The sequence below is a fragment of the Arthrobacter sp. 05T420 genome (assembly GCF_056396305.1).
The window spans coordinates 45,927-65,459 of record NZ_JBFTLG010000002.1 but is presented as its reverse complement, the minus strand read 5'-3'; the positions used below and the strand labels follow the sequence as shown (position 1 = coordinate 65,459).

19 protein-coding genes and 1 pseudogene are annotated in these 19,533 nt (G+C 67.7%); 10 read left to right on the top strand and 10 right to left on the bottom strand.

Annotation, left to right across the window (positions count from 1 at the left end; all coding sequences use genetic code 11):
- Positions 1-54: 54 nt before the first annotated feature.
- Both AC1DEM_RS02605 and rraA read right to left on the bottom strand, forming a co-directional pair.
- Positions 55-1,713, bottom strand: coding sequence for an MDR family MFS transporter (locus AC1DEM_RS02605; protein ID WP_476882977.1), 1,659 nt, complete (start codon positions 1,711-1,713; stop codon positions 55-57).
- A gap of 103 nt (positions 1,714-1,816) precedes the next feature.
- Positions 1,817-2,293 carry a ribonuclease E activity regulator RraA gene (gene rraA, locus AC1DEM_RS02600; RefSeq protein ID WP_476882976.1) on the bottom strand — a complete coding sequence of 159 codons (477 nt, stop codon included), beginning with the start codon at positions 2,291-2,293 and terminating at the stop codon, positions 1,817-1,819.
- 118 nt (positions 2,294-2,411) lie between these two features.
- Between rraA and AC1DEM_RS02595 the strand changes: the two genes are divergently transcribed.
- The 6 genes from AC1DEM_RS02595 (at position 2,412) to AC1DEM_RS02570 (ending at position 8,134) form a co-directional block, all read left to right on the top strand.
- Complete coding sequence (locus AC1DEM_RS02595) at positions 2,412-3,692, top strand: MFS transporter (protein ID WP_476882975.1); 1,281 nt, start codon at positions 2,412-2,414, stop codon at positions 3,690-3,692.
- Positions 3,693-3,873: 181 nt separating this feature from the next.
- Positions 3,874-4,431: a helix-turn-helix domain-containing protein gene (locus tag AC1DEM_RS02590; RefSeq protein ID WP_476882974.1), complete on the top strand. Its 558-nt coding sequence runs from the start codon at positions 3,874-3,876 to the stop codon at positions 4,429-4,431.
- Between the two features lie 306 nt (positions 4,432-4,737).
- Positions 4,738-5,931 (top strand): NAD(P)-dependent malic enzyme, encoded by a 1,194-nt coding sequence (locus AC1DEM_RS02585; protein WP_476883233.1) that lies wholly within the window; start codon positions 4,738-4,740, stop codon positions 5,929-5,931.
- Between the two features lie 136 nt (positions 5,932-6,067).
- The gene (locus AC1DEM_RS02580) at positions 6,068-6,568 is read left to right on the top strand and encodes a DUF456 domain-containing protein (RefSeq protein WP_476882973.1); all 501 of its coding nucleotides are present in this window, start codon (positions 6,068-6,070) and stop codon (positions 6,566-6,568) included.
- A gap of 33 nt (positions 6,569-6,601) precedes the next feature.
- A complete protein-coding gene (locus AC1DEM_RS02575) occupies positions 6,602-7,696 on the top strand; it encodes a hypothetical protein (protein WP_476882972.1) in 1,095 nt (364 codons plus the stop codon).
- A gap of 81 nt (positions 7,697-7,777) precedes the next feature.
- Positions 7,778-8,134 carry a nuclear transport factor 2 family protein gene (locus AC1DEM_RS02570; protein ID WP_476882971.1) on the top strand — a complete coding sequence of 119 codons (357 nt, stop codon included), beginning with the start codon at positions 7,778-7,780 and terminating at the stop codon, positions 8,132-8,134.
- A 15-nt stretch (positions 8,135-8,149) separates the two neighbouring features.
- Here AC1DEM_RS02570 and AC1DEM_RS02565 read toward each other — a convergent pair whose 3' ends face one another.
- On the bottom strand, positions 8,150-8,812 hold the full coding sequence (locus AC1DEM_RS02565) for a LysE family translocator (RefSeq protein WP_476882970.1): 663 nt from the start codon (positions 8,810-8,812) through the stop codon (positions 8,150-8,152).
- Positions 8,813-8,930: 118 nt separating this feature from the next.
- Here AC1DEM_RS02565 and AC1DEM_RS02560 point away from each other — a divergent pair, with 118 nt between their 5' ends.
- Positions 8,931-9,386, top strand: coding sequence for an Lrp/AsnC family transcriptional regulator (locus tag AC1DEM_RS02560; protein WP_476882969.1), 456 nt, complete (start codon positions 8,931-8,933; stop codon positions 9,384-9,386).
- 57 nt (positions 9,387-9,443) lie between these two features.
- Here AC1DEM_RS02560 and AC1DEM_RS02555 read toward each other — a convergent pair whose 3' ends face one another.
- Entirely contained in the window at positions 9,444-9,902 is a 459-nt protein-coding gene (locus tag AC1DEM_RS02555; protein ID WP_176803545.1) for an Lrp/AsnC family transcriptional regulator, read from the bottom strand.
- A 435-nt stretch (positions 9,903-10,337) separates the two neighbouring features.
- Here AC1DEM_RS02555 and gluQRS point away from each other — a divergent pair, with 435 nt between their 5' ends.
- The 3 genes and pseudogenes from gluQRS to AC1DEM_RS02540 form a co-directional block, all read left to right on the top strand.
- Entirely contained in the window at positions 10,338-11,276 is a 939-nt protein-coding gene (gene gluQRS / locus AC1DEM_RS02550; RefSeq protein ID WP_476882968.1) for a tRNA glutamyl-Q(34) synthetase GluQRS, read from the top strand.
- A 9-nt stretch (positions 11,277-11,285) separates the two neighbouring features.
- Positions 11,286-11,981, top strand: a complete 696-nt coding sequence (locus tag AC1DEM_RS02545) for an HD domain-containing protein (protein WP_476882967.1) — start codon at positions 11,286-11,288, stop codon at positions 11,979-11,981.
- Positions 11,982-12,082: 101 nt separating this feature from the next.
- Positions 12,083-12,415, top strand: a pseudogene (locus AC1DEM_RS02540) (zinc-binding dehydrogenase); the annotation flags it as partial.
- Here AC1DEM_RS02540 and AC1DEM_RS02535 read toward each other — a convergent pair.
- The 6 genes from AC1DEM_RS02535 to AC1DEM_RS02510 all read right to left on the bottom strand — a co-directional run bounded on the left by AC1DEM_RS02535 (position 12,405) and on the right by AC1DEM_RS02510 (position 19,463).
- Positions 12,405-13,025 carry a transmembrane-type terpene cyclase gene (locus AC1DEM_RS02535; RefSeq protein ID WP_476882966.1) on the bottom strand — a complete coding sequence of 207 codons (621 nt, stop codon included), beginning with the start codon at positions 13,023-13,025 and terminating at the stop codon, positions 12,405-12,407. The pseudogene AC1DEM_RS02540 and the gene AC1DEM_RS02535 overlap by 11 nt on opposite strands.
- Positions 13,026-13,121: 96 nt before the next feature.
- Positions 13,122-14,438: an ATP-binding protein gene (locus AC1DEM_RS02530; protein WP_476882965.1), complete on the bottom strand. Its 1,317-nt coding sequence runs from the start codon at positions 14,436-14,438 to the stop codon at positions 13,122-13,124.
- Positions 14,439-14,558: 120 nt separating this feature from the next.
- Complete coding sequence (locus tag AC1DEM_RS02525; protein ID WP_476882964.1) at positions 14,559-16,154, bottom strand: amino acid permease; 1,596 nt, start codon at positions 16,152-16,154, stop codon at positions 14,559-14,561.
- A gap of 27 nt (positions 16,155-16,181) precedes the next feature.
- Positions 16,182-17,597, bottom strand: a complete 1,416-nt coding sequence (locus AC1DEM_RS02520) for an aspartate ammonia-lyase (RefSeq protein WP_476882963.1) — start codon at positions 17,595-17,597, stop codon at positions 16,182-16,184.
- Positions 17,598-17,605: 8 nt separating this feature from the next.
- Entirely contained in the window at positions 17,606-18,646 is a 1,041-nt protein-coding gene (locus AC1DEM_RS02515) for an asparaginase (protein ID WP_476882962.1), read from the bottom strand.
- Positions 18,647-18,767: 121 nt separating this feature from the next.
- Positions 18,768-19,463, bottom strand: a complete 696-nt coding sequence (locus tag AC1DEM_RS02510; RefSeq protein ID WP_476882961.1) for a FadR/GntR family transcriptional regulator — start codon at positions 19,461-19,463, stop codon at positions 18,768-18,770.
- Positions 19,464-19,533 lie beyond the last annotated feature (70 nt).

Sequence of the window (19,533 nt, the reverse complement as noted above, 5' to 3'; positions counted from 1 at the left end):
ACTGCCTGCCGTGACATGAAACTGCCGTGAAATGGAACCAGCCGGAGGAACGCCCTAGTGGGCGGCAGCCGCTACCGCCTCTTTGGCAGCAGCCTTCGGGTCCGTGAGTTTCTTGTTCGGCAGGGCGAAGGTGATCAGGAAGGCGATGCCGGTGAGCACCGCGGCCGTGAGCATGACGGCGTCGATCGACTGGGCGAAGCCCTCGGTGATGGGGCGGGTCAGCGTCGAGTTGGCGGTGTGCAGCCAGCTGGTGTCGTTCAGTGAATCGTTGCTGGCGCCGTTCTTGAAGAACTCGTAGAGCTTGGCGTTGGCGGGGTCGGCAGCCACGGCCGGATCCTTGAGCACCTTGAGGTAAGCCGCACTCTGCGCCGCGTCCTTCATGCCCGTGGCGATCTTGTCCGCCGCGAGGCTGAAGAGCATCGAGATGAACACGGCCGTGCCCACCGCGCCGCCCATGGAGCGGAAGAACGCGGCGGAGGAGGTGCCCACGCCCATGTCCTTCGACGGAACGGAGACCTGCATGGCCAGCGTCAGCGGCTGCATGCAGAAGCCCAGGCCCAGGCCGAAGAACACGGCGATGACGCCCGGAACCCACAGCGGCGTGTCGGCACCGAGGGAAAGGCCCATCACGACGGCGGCAACGGTCAGGACCGCCGTGCCGAGGATCGGGAAGATCCGGTACGTGCCTGAGGCCGAGATGGTCCGGCCGGCCGTGATGGAGCCGGTGAGGATGCCCACGGTGAAGGTAATCATCATGAGGCCGGCCTCTGTGGGGGTCAGGCCCTTGACCAGCTGCAGGTACATCGGGAGCATCGCGATGGCGCCGAACATGCCGATGCCGATGATGAAGTTCAGCAGCGAGGACAGGCCGAACGTGATGTTCTGGAACAGCCGGAGCGGGATCAGTGCGTAGTCTTTCGCATGTCGTTCGGCCAGCAGGAACGCGATGATGCCTGCAACGCCCAGGCCGTAGCAGAGGAAGGAGTTGGCGGAGCTCCAGCCCCAGCTGCGGCCCTGTTCGGCGACGAGGAGGAGCGGAACGATCGCCAGGGTGATGGCGGCCGCGCCCCAGTAGTCGATCTTCTGCTTCACGTGCTTGGCCGGGAGGTGCAGGTACATGAACACCACCGCGAGGGCGGCGAGGCCGATCGGCAGGTTGATGAGGAAGACCCAGCGCCAGCCGTCGATTCCGAGGATGGTCTCGGAGCCTGCGAGGGCGCCGCCGACTACCGGGCCCAGGACGGAGGAGATGCCGAAGACGGACATGAAGTAGCCCTGGTACTTGGCCCGGTCCTTGAGCGCCACGATGTCGCCGATGATCGTCAGGGCGAGGGCCAGCAGGCCGCCGGCGCCCATGCCCTGGATCCCGCGGGCAATGGCGAGCTCGGCCATGGAGTGGACCGAGCCTGCGTAGAGCGAGCCGACGAGGAAGATCACGATGGCGATGAGGTACAGCGGGCGGCGTCCGAAGATGTCGCTGAGCTTGCCGTAGAGGGGGGTGGTCACCGTGGAGGTGATGAGGTAGGCGGTGGTGGCCCAGGCCTGCAGGGAAAGGCCGTCGAGGTCATTGGCGATCGTGTAGATCGAGGTGGACACGATCGTCTGGTCCAGGGAGGACAGGAACATGCCGAGCATGAGTCCCACCATGACGGTGATGGTCTGACGGTGGGTCAGGACCTCTCCTGCGGCGCGCACGGAGGTGGTTTTGGACATGACTGCTCCAAGGGGAAGTGTGGGGACCAAGCGGATAGTTGCTTTCAGTAACTATGTTACTGGCTCAAATGTTCCCGCCACTACCTCGGGGCGAATAAAGTCGTCAGCGTTCGACCAAGATTCCGTCCGGATCGCACCAGATCATCGCACCGGGGCGGATGGCCACGCCGTCGATCTCCAGCGGCACGTCGATGGCACCGGCGCCTTCCTTGGCGCTCTTGCGCGGGTTGCTGCCCAGCGCCTTGACCCCCAGCGGCAGCCCCGCGATCGCGAGCCGGTCCCTGATGGCGCCGTTGATCACGACGCCGGCCCAGCCGTTCGCGACCGCGCTCGCGGCAATCATGTCCCCCATCAGTGCCGTGCGGAGGGAGCCGGCGCCGTCGACCACCAGCACCGAGCCATTGCCGGGGGTGGCCAACACGGTCTTGACCAGCGCGTTGTCCTCGAAGCACCGGATGGTCCGGACCGGCCCGCTGAAGTGCGACTGTCCGCCGAGGGACTGGAACTGCACGGCCAGGGAGCTGAGTTCCTCGCCGCGCTCATCGTAAAGGTCGGCGGTGTTGACGCTGGATGCGGCCACTGGTTCTCCCGTGCTGAAGAGTAGACGTGCTGAAAAGTAGACGGCGGATCTCGATCCCCACGATAGTCTGGCCCCACACAGATCATCAGCCTGCGTCGCCAGTTCCGGGGGGAACCACATGAGCTTGTCCGACCTACCGAGTTCAGCTCCGACGTCGGCGGCGCTCGCCGAACCGGAGCGGCGAGTCCGTCCGGTCTGGACCGCGGGCGTGGTCCTGGTTAACCTCGGCATCAATGCGGCGTTCTTCGGCCCGATCCAGGTGCTGCTCGGACAACAGGCGGCGGCGTTCAGCGAAGTGGACAAGGAGGCCATCCTCGCCCTCGTGACCGGGGCAGGCGCGGCCGTGTCCCTGGTCGCCAACCCCCTCTTTGGCGCCTTCAGCGACCGCACAACGTCCCGGCGGGGCCGCCGCGTGCCGTGGGTGCTGTTCGGGGCGGTCCTTGGCGCCGCTGCCCTGATCTCGCTGGCCGGGGCGCCGAACGTCGCCGTCATGACACTGCTCTGGTGCCTCGTGCAGGCCGGCTGCAACGGCGCCTACGCCGCCATCACCGCCGCCATCCCGGACCGCGTCCCGGTCCCGCAGCGCGGCACGGTGGGCGGGCTGGCAGCCATGGGCCAGACGGTCGGGATCCTCCTCGGCGCGGTGATCGCCGCCGCCGTCACGGGAAACTTCGCCGCCGGATACCTGGTGTGCGCGGCGGCGCTGCTGGCCGGCGTCGTGCTCTATTACTTCAAGAACGACGACGTTCCGCTGCCCGCGCGGGCCCGTCAGCCGTTCAGCCTGGCCGGCTTTGTGCGGGGTTTTTGGATTTCCCCGGCCCGCCACCCGGATTTCGCCTGGGCCTGGCTGACGCGGCTTCTGGTGAACATCGGCAACCACATGGTCACCCTCTACCTGCTGTTCTTCCTCCACGACGCCGTCCGGGTTCGCGAAACCCAAGGTATCGAGCCCGAGTTTGGTGTTTTGATCCTCACAGGGCTGTATGCGGTCATGGTGATCATCACCAGCGTGATCGGCGGCCGGCTGAGCGACCGGATGGGCCGCCGGAAGCCGCTGGTCATCATCTCTTCCGCGGTGATCGCCGCGGCCTCCCTCATTCTTGCGTTCGCCCCCACCTGGCCCGGCGCGCTGATCGGCGCGTCGGTGCTGGGCATCGGCTTCGGCTGCTATCTGGCGGTGGACTTCGCCCTCATCACCCAGGTGCTGCCCACGGCCCTGAACCGGGGCAAGGATCTGGGCGTCATCAACGTCGCCAACTCACTGCCGCAGGTGCTCGCCCCGCTCATTGCCTTTCCGTTCGTGACCCTCTGGGGAGGATACGTTTCGCTGTATGTGGCGGCCGCCGTGATCGGGCTTCTTGGCGCCGTGTTCGTGGTGAAGATCAAGGGCGTGGACTGACCGCGCGAGTTCCGTTCGGGGGCTTCCCGGTGTCCCGGTTGACTGGCCGGGCGCCGAGTTTCGTGGCGTATAGTGGACGGCAATTGCCGCGGCAGCGCGGTGGGCGAATGGCGCCCGGCTGCCGAGAAAAACGACCCCCGGAACGCTGCTGATGCCTGATTTTCACTCAGATCTTCCACCGATGGCTCCTCCCCCCACTCTGCCCCGGCAGCGGCTCCGCTACGTGCGGATCCTTGACGTTGCCGCGGGGTTCGCCCGCAAGGGCCTGGACTCCGTGGTCCTTTCCGAGGTGGCGGCCAAGGCGGATGTGCCGCTGGGGACGCTTTACCGCTATTTCCCGTCCTCCACCCAGTTGGTCCTGGCGCTGTACCGCAAGCAACTGGGCGAACTGCTCGCGGGGAGCTCGCCCGAGGCAGGAAAAATGGTGGCCCAGGCCCTCGCGGGCGTCGTGATGGAGATCTTCCATATGCGCCTGATGCAGCCCGCCGTGGAGCAGGCCCTCAACCGCGCGGTCTATGTCAAGGACACCGACACCACGCGGCTGCTCCGCGAAATCGATGCGACGGCCGAGAAAGCCGTGACGGCAGCGTGCGGCGACGCCGCAGTTGCCCGGGTCCTGCTGCTGACGGTTACGGGGCTGGTCCAGGCCGTCCGCTGCCGCCGGCTGTCCCTCTTCGAAGCGGAGGAGGACCTGAAGAAGGCCTGCTCCCTCCTACAGCGAGACCCGCAGGCCGCGTAACCGGTCTAGACCAGAGACCCGGTAATGACCCTCCCGCGCGTGATCCGGGTCACTTAACATCGTGGGGAAACGTTTCACCGTGGCGCATCACCGCTCTACCGCGGCTTAACCGGCTGGCCGTCTTGTTTACGATTGCTGGACCGGATGACGGCTGATGCCAGCGAAACCGGGGGCTCCACCGGCGACCGCCACCTCTGGTCGCCGCCCGCCCCCGCCAGACCAACTCAAGCAGCCTTGCTTGAGCTTCCATGAGCCGTGCGCCCACGGTGAGTCCCAGGAGACAACGACGTGTCCACTGAAACGATCATTCCCGCCGATTCCACCTCCCCGGCTGAGGCAGTAGCCGTGCTCAGCGACGAGGAAATCTTCGCATCCCACGAGGGCGGCAAGCTTTCGATTTCCAGCACCGTCCCGCTCGCCAGCAAGCGCGACCTCTCCATCGCCTACACGCCCGGCGTCGCCCAGGTCAGCCGCGCCATCCACGCCAACCCGGAGCTCGCCAAGACGCTCACGTGGGCCCAGCGCCTCGTCGTGGTGGTCAGTGACGGCACGGCTGTGCTGGGCTTGGGCAACATCGGCGCCAGCGCCTCGCTGCCCGTGATGGAGGGCAAGTCCGCGCTCTTCAAGGCTTTCGGCGAGCTCGACTCCATCCCGTTGGTCCTCAACACCACCGACGTCGACGAAATCGTCGAGACGCTTGTCCGGCTCCGCCCCAGTTTCGGCGCCGTCAACCTGGAGGACATCGCCGCGCCCCGCTGCTTCGACCTCGAGGAGAAACTGATCGAGGCACTGGACTGCCCGGTCATGCACGATGACCAGCACGGCACCGCCGTCGTGGTCCTCGCCGCCCTGACCAATGCCGCCAAGGTGACCGGCCGGACGCTCGACAGCCTGCGCGTGGTGGTCTCCGGGGCTGGGGCGGCCGGGATTGCCGTCGCCGAAATCCTGCTGACGGCGGGAATCGGCGACGTCGTCCTCCTGGACTCCCGCGGCACCATCAGCACGGACCGCGCGGACATCGCCGCCGATCCGGCAAGCAAGAAGGCCCAGCTCGCCGCCCGCAGCAACCCGCGCGGCGTGGCCGGCGGCCCGGGAGAGGCGCTGCTCGGCGCCGACGTGTTCGTCGGTGTTTCCTCGGCCAAGCTGGACGAGGAGCACTTGAAGCTGATGAACCACAGCTCGATCGTGTTCGCCCTGTCCAACCCGGACCCGGAAGTGCTGCCGGAGGTCGCCAGCAAGTACGCGGCTGTGGTCGCCACCGGACGCAGCGACTTCCCGAACCAGATCAACAACGTCCTGGCCTTCCCCGGCATCTTCCGCGGCGCCCTCGACGCCGGCGCCCGCCGGATCACGCCCGCCATGAAGCTCGCCGCGGCCCGTGCCATCGCAGAACTGGCCGAGGACGATCTTTCCGCGGACTACATCGTGCCCAGCCCGCTTGATCCGCGCGTGGCCCCGGCCGTCTCCGCTGCTGTCGCCGCGGCGGTGGAAGCCGAGTAGATCCGCGACACACTGCGGCCCACACAGTGACGGCGGCGCTGCCTTCGGGGGAGCGCCGCCGTTGGTGGGCCTAGTGGGGTCCGACCTCCGGCTGGATTGTCCGCCACCCAGACTGGCCGCCACCTAGACTGGGCCCATGAACCCCGAGACTCTGGTGACTGTGCTCTGCGGCCTCGCCATCCTGGTGGGCGTGGCCGGTACCATCATTCCCGTCCTGCCCGGCAGCATCCTGATCGGGGTGAGCCTGCTGGCCTGGGCGCTGTGGGGCGGCGCCGGAACGACCGGCTGGGTGGTCTTTGGGATCGGGCTCGTGTTCGTCCTGGCCGGCATGGCCGCCAGCGCCGTCCTGACCGGCCGGAAGCTCAAAGCGCACAGCATCCCGGGCCGTTCCGTGGTGGTGGGCCTGGTGCTGGGCGTTGCCGGCATGTTCATCATCCCCGTGGTGGGGCTCTTCGTGGGCTTCGCCGCCGGGCTCCTGCTCAGCGAGCTGCAGCGCACCCGCGTGTTCGGCACGGCGGTGGCCTCGAGCTGGGCCGCCCTGAAGGCCACGGGCTTTGGCATGATCGTGGAATTCGGCCTCGCCTGCCTCGCCGCGAGCACCTGGGTGATCGGCCTCTGGGTGGCCGCAGCAGCCTAGCAGCGGCCTGCCGGTGGCTACTACCATGGGGGCATGAGCGCCGGACCTGGCGAATCCGCCCCCCGCATTCCCGATGGCCACATTCCCGTGGGTCGGATTCCCGTCGACCCAATTCCCGTCGGCCGGATCCCCGACGCCCAAATTCCCGTCGACCCAATTCCCGACGAGCCGCGCAGGCCGTACACGGACACCCGCGACCTGACGCCCTTCCGCAAGCCTGTGGTCCGGACACCGGTCCGCGGCCTGGCCGGCAACGTGGGCTCCGTGGTGACGGGCCTCATGGCAGGCCGGGCCCCCGGGACGCTGGCGGCCGAGGGCGGCGTGCCCCGCCTGGGCAGGGCGGGAGGCCGGACGTCCGCCAAGAGGAGGAAAGCCGTGCACTCCGCCGTCTTCGGCAGCACCGATCCGGACCGCCTGATCACCCTGGCCCGCGCCTACCCCGGCTGGGCCGGAGTCTGCTACCTCATGGCCGGGCTGCTGGCCTACTCCCACGGCGGTCATCTGCGCGCGTCCGAGCTCCTGCAGCACGGCCTGAGCCTGCGGAACGACCAGGACGCCAACCGCTACGCCGCCGTGTACCTGGCCGGCGTCGTCACGAGGGTGGAGGTGGCGGAGCGGATCGAGGTTCCGGTGCTCTTCAGCGAGGAGGCCGTGTTCCTGGCCCTGTCCCATTCCCTGCGCGAGACCGGCCAGACGGAGGCGGCGCTCGCGGCGCTTGCCGGCCTGCCGCCGTCGCTGCCTCTGGCCCTGGCCCGCTGTTCGCTTGAGGCCGAGCTGGGCCGCGACGCCGATGTAGTGGCGGACACAGAGGGGCTGCTGAACGCGGACGATCTGGCCGCCGCGCTGTTGCTGGTCCGTGCCCGGTCCCTGCGCAGGCTCGGCGCCTACACCGCTTCGCGTTCAGCCCTGCAGGAAGTCCAGCGGCGCAGGAAGACAGACTTCACCCTCCGCAGCGATGCGCTCACGGACACAGCCCTGCTCCTTCTGGACGCGGGTCGCAAGACCCTCGGAGCCCGGGAATGGCAGCGCCACAAACCGGCACAGCTGGAGGCCGTGAAGGCCATCCGGAAGGACGCGGAAATGCACGAACTCTGGGACCGCGAATACGGGCGTGCCGACGACCACTGACAGTCTTCCACGTCCGATCGCGGCCAAATACACGTATCGACTACTCTTGCGGGCCCCTATGGCGGGGAGTACAACCGAGGCATGAGAGATGCGGTGGAGCGCTGGATGCAGCACTACATCACGGCGTGGACAACGAACGATCCCGAGGACATCCGGGCGCTGTTTACCGAGGACGCCATCTATGCCACCAGCCCGCAGGAAGCCGAACCGTGGCAGGGACGGGACGACATCGTCGAGCACTGGATTGCCGGGCGCGATGAGCCCGATGACTGGACCTTTGAGTGGAAGCTGCTGGGGGTCGACGGCGGCCGGGCCTTTGTTCAGGGCCTGACGACCTACCGGGGCAACAGCCGAAGCTATGACAACCTGTGGGTCATCCAGTTGACCGCGGACGGCCGCGCGTCGTCCTTCACCGAGTGGTACATGCAGCGCAAGTAGCCGGGGTTCCCGCCCTCAGCCGCGGTTCAGAGCTGCGCTGACGGCGGGCGCGATCTGTTCGGCGAGCAGCAGGGCGCCCAGGACCAGCATGATGATCCCGCTGGCCAGCGTCACCTGGCGTGCTGCGCCCGGCCTGGCCTGCAGCAGTTTCCGCGCCAGGAGTGCCACGCAGCTGTAGATGACGCCCACGAGGAGGATGAAAGTCAGCCCCAGCAGTCCCGACTGGACCGGGACCGGCAGCGCCGCGTCAGGGCTGACGAACTGCGGCACCAAAGCCACGAAGAACAGCAGGCCCTTGGGATTGATCCCGCTGATGCCCATGCCCTGAAGGAAGATCCGGAACTGGCTTGCGGGCGCGGCCGCACCGGGAGCAGCCGTGCCGGTGCCGAAGCTGGCCCCGCGCCAGGACCGCAGGGTGCTGAAGCCCAGCCAGAGCAGGTAGAGGGCGCCCGCGGCCGTCAGCCAGCCGAGCACGCCGGGCATCCCGGCAAGCAGTGCCGCCAGGCCCAGCACCAACAGCGCCGTGTGGAGGGCGTAGCCGCCACAGAGCCCGGCGACGGCGGGCGCGAAGCTGCGCTGCCTCAGCCCGGCCGCGATCGAATAGGCCCAGTCGACGCCGGGTGTGCACGCCAGCGCGACGGCGACAACCAGGAAGGCGAGGAAAAGCTGGGGGTTCATGGCGGGCTCCAGGGGGTGCGGCACCCCGTAGCGGGTACAAGGAAAACTCTAGGCAATTTCGGCCCGGAAGTGTTCGCTTATTTACTGAAGAATCGCCACTTCTGGGTAAGATAATTGCGTGATCGACAACATTGACAGAAGTATTTTGCGCTACCTCCAAACGGACGGCCGAATGACTGCCACAGCCCTGGCCGCCAAGGTGGGGCTGACGGTGGCTCCGTGCCATCGCCGGTTGCGGGACCTGGAGGCGGCCGGGATCATCCGCGGTTACCGGGCGGACATTGATCCGGCCGCTGTGGGGCTCGGTTTCGAGGCGATCGTCTTCGTGACCCTGCGGCAGGTGGATCGTTCCACGATGGAGATCTTCGAGAACCGGGTGGCCGACAATCCCAACATCGTGGAGGCCCAGCGGCTCTTCGGCTCGCCGGACTATCTGCTCAAGGTCATCGCGGAGGACCTTCCGTCCTACCAGCGCTTCTATGACAGCGAACTGACCTCGCTGCCCGGCGTCGAACGCCTGACGTCAACGCTGGTCATGAAGAACCTGAAGGCCAACGCCGGGCCGCCGGTCTAACCCCGGACCGGAAGCCGGGGAGGCCGGTCTCGGCGGAGCCGATTCTTGACGAAGAGTTCAGGCGCCGAGCAGTCCCGTGGTCCGGTACGGAATGACCTCGCGCAGGAACATGCTCGTTGAGGTCCGGACGATGCCGGGGCAGAGCCGGATTTCCTCGGATACGCGGTAGAGATCGTCCGGGCTCTTGGCCACCACCCGGATCAGGAGATCGGTGTCACCGGCCGGGGCGTGGCATTCGAGTACTTCCGGGATGTTGCGCAGGGCAGCGATCGCCTCGTTGAGGTGGCTCTGGTCCAGTTCCGCGCTCACCGCGGCCGCCACGCCCCGGCCAAGGGCGGACGGCAGAACCCGGCTGCTGTTCGGGCGGAGGGCGCCCGACGCCGACATCCGCTCCAGGCGGGACTGAACCGTTCCGCGGGCCAGGCCCAGCTTCTGCGCCAGCACCATGACCGGCACGCGCGGATCTTCGTCCAGCGCGGCGAGGATCCGCCGGTCGGTCGCGTCGAGCTCCTGCAAAATGACCACTTCCTGTTCACTGTCCCAGCTGTCGTTGATCAGATTGACCACTCCGGCTCCGGCCCGTTGCACCAAGTGTAGGGCTTCTGCTCAAATGGTGACAACAAAGGGAATGCGGCCACCGCCACCATCCCGAAGGCTACGGACACCCCGGCACACCACCCGGGCCCCGGATGAGGCTCCCGCAAGGAACCCGCCGCTGATTGACTCTTGTTCACGCATCGTCATTCCGCACAACGCACCACCACGCGGCAAGAGCCCCTGAGCCACCGACGTCGGATTTCCCGAAGTCATCGGTAGCTGAGGGGCTCTTGTGCTGCTCCCGCCAAAGCAACGCGGGGTCAGATCGAGCCCATCGGGGACGGCATGATGGGCGCTAAGTGACCCCGAGTTGTGGTTTGTGGGGCTGACTGCTGCTCCGCATAGGCTTGTCCCATGACCTCAGCTGGCCGCTTCGCCCCCAGTCCTTCCGGCGAACTGCACGTGGGCAACCTCCGGACGGCCATCCTGGCGTGGCTCTTCGCCCGGTCCACGGGGCGGCTGTTCCTGATGCGGGTGGAGGACCTGGACCGTGCCCGGGCCGGCGCCGAGGCTGAGCAGCTCCGCGACCTTGCGGCGATCGGGGTGAGCTGGGACGGCGGCGTGGTGCGCCAGACGGACCGTGAGCACCTGTACGCCGAGGCGATAGCGCGGCTGACGGCGGCCGGCCTGACCTACGCGTGCTTTTGTACCCGCCGGGAAATCCAGGAGGCCCCTTCCGCGCCGCATGCTCCGCTGGGCGCCTACCCGGGGACGTGCCGAAACCTCACCGGCGCCGAGCGCGAGGCCAAACGGGCAGCCCGGCCACCTGCCGTCCGGCTGCGTTCCGCCGTGGCGGAGGTGACGGTGCGGGACGTGCTTCACGGCAACTACACCGGGGTGGTGGACGACTTCGTGCTCCGGCGCAACGACGGCGTGACCGCCTACAACCTGGCCGTGGTGGTGGACGATGCCGCCCAGGGCATCGACCAGGTGGTCCGTGGCGATGACCTGCTGCCGTCCACGCCGCGGCAGGCGCATTTGGCCTCCCTCCTGAATATGCCTGTTCCGGAATATGCGCATGTGCCGCTGGTACTGAATGCGGACGGCGCCCGTCTGGCCAAGCGGGACGGCGCCGTCACGCTCGCCGACCTGGCGCTGGCCGGCGTGACCGCGGACCAGGTCCGGGACGAGCTGCTGGCGTCTGTCGGCCTCCCGCCCGGCCGCCTGGAAGACGCACTGGCAGTCTTCGACCCCGCCGCGCTGCCGCGCGAGCCCTGGGTGTGGCCCGGCATGCCGGGGGCGGCGCGTCCGGGAACCGGCATCCGGGCCCGGACGGACGGCCGCGGCGCGTAGGCTGGATTCATGACCGAGCCCGCACGCCCCCAGCCCCGCTTCACTGTCGAGACAGCCAAGGTCCTGGCTGAGGTGGCCCACAACCGGCAGAAGGACAAGCTCAAGCGGCCCTACCGGGAGCATGTGCTCGCCGTCGGGGATGCTCTGGCAGACTTCGACGACGACATCCGGATCGCCGGGTACCTCCACGACATCGCGGAGGACACCCCGATGACGCGGCAGGCGCTGTTGGACATGGGCGTCTCCGAGCATGCCGTGGACATCATCGAACGGGTCACGAAGCGCCTGCATGAGAACCCGGACGACTACCAGGCCGGCATCCGGTACATCGCCGAGGACCACGACGCCACGCTCGTGAAAATTGCCGACAACGCCCACAATTCGTTGCCCGAGCGGGTCAAGGCGCTGGCCGAAAAGTGGCCGGACAAGCCCCCGGTCACCCGCTACGACGACGCCCGCCCCGTGCTCTACGCGGCCGTCCCCGTCGAGGATACCCGGAAAATCCTGGCCCGGGTCAATCCGTGGCTGCTGAGGGAACTCGACGACATGCTCGACGAGGCGGACGACACCGACTACGAGAACCTCTCCTACGACGACCCTGCCGACGACCCGGCAGGAGACCCGGTCGACGTGACGGCGGGAGCCACGGCGGCAGCAGCCACGCCGGACGAGGTTGGCGGCGAAACCGAGTCCGCCCGGGACTAGGGACTAAGCATGCGTGCCTACGTCCTTTCGCGCTACGGCGGCCCGGACGCGATGGAGCTCCGGGATGTTCCGGCTCCCCAGCCCCGCCCGGGGACTCCTTCCGTATTCTGAAGTCCGGCGGCCTGGTGGTATCCATTGCGGGCGTTCCGGAGCCCCTCACCGCGACGAAAGACCTGAGCGCGCCGCCGCCGATCACCGCCGCGTTCTGGCTGATGAGCATGGGCCTCCGCCGCCGCGCCCGCAAGGCGAAAGCCAGCTACCGCTACCTGTTCACGCACCCCAGCGGGGATGACTTGCGCACCCTGGCGGCGCTCGTCGACGGCGGCCACGTGCAGCCAGTCATCGACAGCACCTACCGGTTCGCGGAAATTGCGGAGGCCTTCGCTGCGCTCGAACAGGGCCACGCCAAGGGCAAGATCGTCGTCACCCTATAAGGCTCATCCGCCGGGAGCGCCATAGCAGCCCGATGTACACCAGATCGAAGATGCTGCAGAGAATCCCCACGCCCAGGATCAGCGGCGAGTTGCCGTACCAGCCGAACACAATGGTGGGCGCAAGGGTGCCGATCCACTTGGCCACGGCAATCAGCAGGGTCTGGCCCCGGGGCCCGCCGCGGGCGGCGAACATGGCGATGAACAGCCCGGACATCAGCAGGTTCTGCAGGAACGCCGCATAGCGCGACGCGTCCTCCCAGCCGAACTCGGCGACGAACAGCAGCTGCACGGCGAAGGACATGACGCCCAGCAGGACCGCCCAGCCGATGAACAGCCGCCGCGTCACCCAGCCCGGCAGCTCGGAACGGCCAAACTTCAGGAAGGTATACACAATCACGACGTCGGCGAGTCCCCATGCAATGTTGAAGACCCCCTGCGCGTCAATGCCGGTCGCGATGGAGCGGGCGGCGTAGATGGCCTCCCAGGCGAAGTTGAGCCCGAGTGCGGCGGCCGGGATCGCGTAGGTCCTGTCCCTGAAGCCGATCCGGATGGCATCGACGTAGACCGCGGTCCAGGCCAGGCCGCTCACAATCGTGAGAAACAGGATCACCCTTCCCCCTTCACTCGGCATTGACTGCAACGCGGGGTCACTTGGCGCCCATCCAGAGCCCCGACATGGGCCGTAGCTGACCCCGCGTTGCTTCGCCTAGACGCGCCCCAAGTCGTCGATGTCCTCGAGGAACTGTTGGTGCACTTCGGCGCTGACCGTGGTCCGGGTGTCGGCGATCGCGTCGACGTAGTCCTGGGTGGCAGGGCCCTTCCGGACCGCCTCGCGGACTGAGGCGCTGCCGCCGGACGCCAAGCCGCCGTCGTCGTACACCGCCTTTTCCAGCGCCCGCTGGGAGGCGCTGCGGGCCGCGTACTCAATGTCTGCGGGGGAGAATCCCTCGGTGCGTTCCACCAGGAGCTCCACGTCGACGTCGTCCACCACGGCAACGGGGATGAAGCGCTGCCACATGGCCTCGCGGGCCTGGCGGTCCGGGAGGCCGATCGGGATGACGTAGTCGAACCGGCCGTGCCGCAGGAATGCGGAGTCCAGGGCGCGGATGAAGTTGGTGGCGCAGACCAGAAGGCGGCCGGGCTGTTCGCGGAACGCCGGGATGATCTTGAGGAGCTCGTTGGTGACGCCCTGCAGGGGCGACGGCGGTTCGCCGGAACGCTGGGAGGCGATCTCCTCCACCTCATCGATGAACACGACGGCGTGCTCGAGTTCGGCGATCTCCAGGAAGGTCTCGCGCAGCGCCCCGGCCAGGCCCTTGGGGTCGGAGGCCAGCCGCGAGGGGAAAACCTCCACGAATGGCCACTCCAGCCGGGAGGCAATGGCCTTCGCGAAGGTCGTCTTGCCAGTGCCGGGAGGGCCGAAGAGGACCACTGCACGCGGTGGCACCACGCCGTATTCGTCGGCGAGGTCGGCCTCGGCGAGGGGAAGGACCAGCCGGCGTTCCAGGAGTTCCTTTTCGTTGCGCATGCCGGCCACGTTCTCCCACAGGTCACGGGCCAGGATCCGGCCGCCCAGCAGGCTGAGCGGTTCCAGCTCCTGGCGCTGGACCGGGATTTTCCGCTCGAAATAGCGCAGGTTCTTCTTCAGCGCGAAGCCGCGGCCCAGGAACGCCTCCACCCGGGTCTCGGATTCGGGCATCAGGGCCGAGAGCTTGTTGAGCCCGTGCGGGGCCATCCGGTTCTCGACCGCGGCCAGCAACGAAGTGCCGATACCGCGTCCCCGGTAATCGGGCAATGTGGCCAGGAAGACGATCCAGCCCTGGTCGTGGGCGGCACGTCCGACAGCGGCGCCCACCACCTGATCGCCCTGCACCGCGACGACGGCGTGGTCCTTTTCGCAGGAGGCCAGGACCTCCGAGAGCGCGTAGACGGGCTCCACGTTTGATTCTTTGAGGGATTCCCAGAGGTGCAGGATGCCGTCAAGATCGGCCGAATGGAAATCCCTAATCCGCCAATTGGTCATGAGCTATCTCCCGGGTGGTTCGTCGCTGAGCCATGTTGAGTCTTCCGCTGAGCATATGCGAACCGGGTGTGCGAGAGGTTGCGGGGACGTTGCGTTACGCGGACGCGGACTTCCGGGGTGTCACTCCGAATCCCCGCCGGCGCTGCCGTCAGTGCCGCGTACCGGGCGGTTGGCGACGAGCGGAAACGGACCGGTGAACCCGTCGCGGACCGCGGCGATTTCCAGGATCCGGTGCCGGCAGAGGCGCCAGCCGAGCATCAGGAGCGGGACGATGACCACGAGGGAGGCGATGGTCCACGTTCCCACGGGCGAGTCGAATGCCATGAGGACTAGCACCGCCAGAAGGAAGGCCAGGGTGATCCAGCCCGTGACAGGGGCGCCGGGCATGCGGAACGCGGGCCGGATCAGCTCCCCGCGGGCTGCGAGCCGGGCAAGCTGCATCTGGCACAGCACGATCATGGCCCAGGTGCTGATGATGCCCAGCGATGCGACGTTCAGGACGATCTCGAAGGCCTCTGCAGGGACTACGGCGTTCAGGATCACGCCCAGGCCGGCCACGCCGGCAGTGAGGGCAATGCCGCCGTAGGGGACGCCGGACTTGTTCATCCGGCCGGCGAACTTCGGCGCAGAACCCGAAACGGACATCGACCGCATGATCCGGCCGGTGGAGTACAGGCCAGCGTTGAGCGAGGACAGCGCCGCGGTAAGGACCACGAGGTTCATGATGGCGTCCACACCGTCCACCCCGATAGAGCCGAAGAACGTCACGAAAGGGCTTTCGCCGGCCTTGTACGAGCTGTAGGGCAGGAGCAGGGAGAGCAGCACGAGCGAGCCGACGTAGAACACCGCGATGCGCACGATCACCGTGTTGATGGCGCGCGGCATGATCTTTTCCGGGTTTTCGGTCTCCCCTGCGGCGGTGCCGATCAGTTCGATCGAGGCGTAGGCGAACACGACGCCCTGCATCACCACGATCGCCGGCAGCAGGCCGTTGGGGAACATGCCGCCGTTGTCCGCGATCAGGCTGAAGCCGACCTCCTGGCCAGCCACGGGCGTGCCGAAGATGACGAAGTAGATGCCCACGAGCAGGAAGGACACGAGCGCCACCACTTTGATGAGCGCGAACCAGAATTCAAGCTCGCCGAACACCTTGACGCTGATGAGGTTCAGGCCCAGGACCAGGATCAGTGCCGCCAAGGCCCAGGTCCACTGCGGCACGTCCGCGATGGGCGCCCAGTACTTCTTGAAGAAGTTCATGTACAGCGCGACGGCGGTGATGTCCACGATCGCCGTCATGGCCCAGTTCAGCCAGTAGAGCCAGCCGGTGACAAACGCGGCTTTCTCGCCGAAGAATTCACGTGCGTAGGAGACGAAGGAGCCGGACGAGGGCCGGTGCATCACGAGTTCGCCGAGCGCGCGCAGGATCATGAAGGCGAAGAACCCGCAGACGGCATAGCTGATGATCAGGGCCGGTCCGGCGGTGGCGAGACGGCCGCCGGCGCCCATGAACAGGCCGGTGCCGATGGCGCCGCCGATCGCGATCATCTGGACCTGCCGGGGTTTCAGGCCCTTGTGGTACCCCTGGTCCTCGGCGTGGAGCGTGGCCCCGGACGCATGGGCATGCGCCGGAATCGTGTGGTGGGAGAGGGCCTGTTCCTGGGCTGGCAGTTCTTGGGTTGGTTGTTTTGAGGCGCGGGCAGTTTCGGGATGCGTCATGGGGGTCCTTCGGGGTTCGAGGGTGCGCTACTTGCTCAGGTTGGCCAGGCGCTGCGGGCTGAGGAGTTCGGTGAGCTGCTCGGCGGTGAGCAGCCCGTGTTCGAGCACGAGTTCCGCAACCCCCTTGCCGGTGGCGAGGGCTTCCTGAGCGATGGCCGTGGCCGTGGCGTAGCCCAGTTGCGGGTTGAGGGCGGTGACGAGGCCGATCGACTGTTCCACGGTGAGGCGCAGGTGTTCGGTGTTCGCGGTGATGCCCCGGACGCAGCGGGCCGTGAGGGTGCGGCAGGCGGCTTCCAGGTGGGAGATGCTCTTGTGGAGGCTGTGGACGATGATCGGTTCGAAGGCGTTGAGCTGGAGCTGGCCGGCTTCTGCGGCCATGGTGATGGTCACGTCGTTGCCGATCACCTCGTAGGCCACCTGGCTGACCACTTCCGGGATGACCGGGTTGATCTTGCCGGGCATGATCGAGGACCCGGACTGCACCGCGGGGAGGTTGATCTCGCCGAATCCGGCGCGCGGGCCGGAGGAGAGCAGCCGGAGGTCATTGCAGATCTTGGAGAGTTTCACGGCGACGCGCTTGAGCACCCCGGAGAGGTGCACGAAGGCGCCGACGTCCTGGGTGGCCTCGATCAGGTCCACTGCGGTGACCAGCGGCAGGCCGGTGATCTCGGCGAGGTGCCGGCAGGCGGCCTCGGCGTACCCGGCCGGTGCGTTCAGGCCGGTGCCGATCGCCGTGGCGCCGAGGTTGATTTCGTGGATGAGCAGGTCGGCTTCGGCCAGGCGGAGCCGGTCCTCGCCGATCGTGACGGCATAGGTGCCGAATTCCTGGCCGAGGGTCATGGGGACGGCGTCCTGGAGCTGGGTGCGGCCCATCTTGACCACCGTGCGGAACTCTAGGGCTTTGGCGGCGAACGCGTCCTCGAGTTCGGCGAGGGCTTCCAACAGTTCCCGGACCGCGAAGATCGTGCCGAGCTTGACCGCGGTGGGGTAGACGTCGTTGGTGGACTGGCTGAGGTTGACGTGGTCGTTGGGGTGCAGCCGGGCGTAGTCGCCCTTCGGGTGCCCGAGGATTTCCAGGGCCCTGTTGGCGATGACCTCATTGGCGTTCATGTTCGACGACGTCCCGGCACCGCCCTGGATGACGTCCACCACGAACTGCTCACTGAGCTTGCCGCTCATGACGTCGGCGCAGGCTTGCCCGATGGCCGCGGCACGCCCGGCGTCGAGCAGCCCGAGCTCGTGGTTGGTGCGTGCCGCGGCCAGTTTCACGGCGGCCAGCCCGCGGACCAGGTACATGTTGGAGGAGAGCGGCTGGCCAGTGATGGGGAAATTCTCCACCGCCCGGAGGGTGTGGACGCCCCAGTAGGCGTCGGCGGGAACATCCCGGTCGCCCAGGAGGTCGTGTTCGGAGCGGAATTCTGCGCGTGCGTCGGGCGAGGTCATGGCGGTCCTTACGGGGCTTCGGGGGCGTCGGAGGTCTTGGGGGCAGCGAGGAAATCGGTGGCCTGCAGCAGCCCGACGGGCCGGCCGCCGCCCAGCACAGGGGTGGCGGCGAGGCGCGCCAGGGGTGAGGTGTCGACGTCGAGCGCGGCCAGGACCCGCACGGTGACGGGCATCCGGGCGCGGTCTCCGCCATCGGAGACCTTCACCGCGACGGCGCGGCCGTCGGGGAGGCCCACCAGCTGGACGCCCTCGAAGCCGTCTTTGGCCAACAGGCCGGGAACGAGGCGCATTAGCGCGGTGACATCCCGGTCCTCGCCCGCAACCATCTCGGGGTGGCGGCGCATGGCGTGTGCGACGGCGGCTTCCGCGCTGCCGGATCCGGCAGCCGCGGCCAGGCGGCCGAAGGCCCGGGCCATGCCGCGCAACGTGAGTGCAAACAGCGGGGTCCCGCAGCCGTCAGTGGTGGTGGCCTGCGGGTCCTCGCCGGTCAGATCCACCACGGTCCGGGCCACGAGTTGCTGCAGCGGGTGCGCGGGGTCAAGGTATCCCTGGACCGGCCAGCCGTTGATGACGCAGGTGGCAGCCATCGCGGCATGCTTTCCGGAACAGTTCTGTGCCAGCTGGGTGGCCTGGCCGCCGTCGCCGAGCCAGTCCTCGCGCTCGCGGGCCCCGTAGGGGAGGTCCGTGCTGTTATTGAGGTCGCCCGGTGTCAGGCCATGCAGGTCCAGGATGCGCCGCGCACCGTCACGGTGGGCGGCGGCACCGGAATGGCTGGCGGCCGCGAGGGCGAGGAGATCGTCCGGGAGATCCAGGCCGGCGCGAACCATAGCGACGGCCTGCAGGGGCTTCAGGGCGGACCGCGGGTAGAAGGGGGCGAGGGGATCGCCGGCCGCCAGGAGGGTTCGGCCGTCCGCTGCGGTAGCGATGACCGAGCCGTAGTGGACGCTTTCGACGATGCCGTCCCGGGTCTGGACCGCGAGTGGGGTGTGCTGCGGCAGCCGCTCCGGGTCCAGCGGGGTCGGGGTGTGCGCGAGAGCGGGAGAAATCATTGCGTCCTTTTGGCGGTAGCGGTCGGTGTGAATGTGGCGGCAGGTGCAGTTGTGTTGGCCACTCTGTTGCTGGCTGTGGTTCCCGACTCTGCTGTTCCTGACAAGGGTCAGGCGCCTGCCGTCAGGCGTTGAGGATCGAGTCGAGGGCGACGCCAACGGCGTGGAGGTGCTGGCTCATGGCGATGCGCGCCGTCGCCGGGTCACCGGCGTCGATCGCGGCCAGGATGCGCCGGTGCTCCTCGTCGGAAGCGTGCTTGCGGTCCGCCACCATGTTCAGGGTCTCGGACTGGTGGGCGAGGGCGTCCCGGATGTCCGCGACGACGTTTTCGAACACTTTGTTTCGGCTGGCCCGCGCGATCATCGCGTGGAAGCTGGAGTCCAGGCCCACCCAGACTTCGGGGTCGTCCTCGCCGCTCATGGCCGCAACGATGTCCCGCATTGTGTCCAGTTCCTCGGGCGAACGGCGTTCGGCAGCCAGTCCGGCGGCAGGAACCTCGATATGGGGACGGGCCTCCGTAAGGTCGCGTGCGGAGTATTGGCCCAGAACCAGGTCCTTGGCCACGTGGTTGGCGACGACGAACGTGCCCCGCCCGGTCCTGGTGACCGTCAGGCCCAGGGCGGTGCAGGACCGCAAGGCCTCGCGAACCACAGAGCGGCTTACGCCGTACTGCTGGGCAAGGCTGGCCTCGGAGCTCAACTTGGCGCCGACACCGAGCTTGCCGGATTCGATTTCGGAGCGGAGGACGTTGAAGACGGCTTCGGCGGCGCTGAGGCGGGCCAAGGGCTGTCCTGCTGTCCGGCTGTCTGACAGGTTCACCCTTAAAATATGGCAGGGATCACACCGGGGTGTCAATTGTGACGGCGGCCCCGGGTGTCCGGAGCCGCCG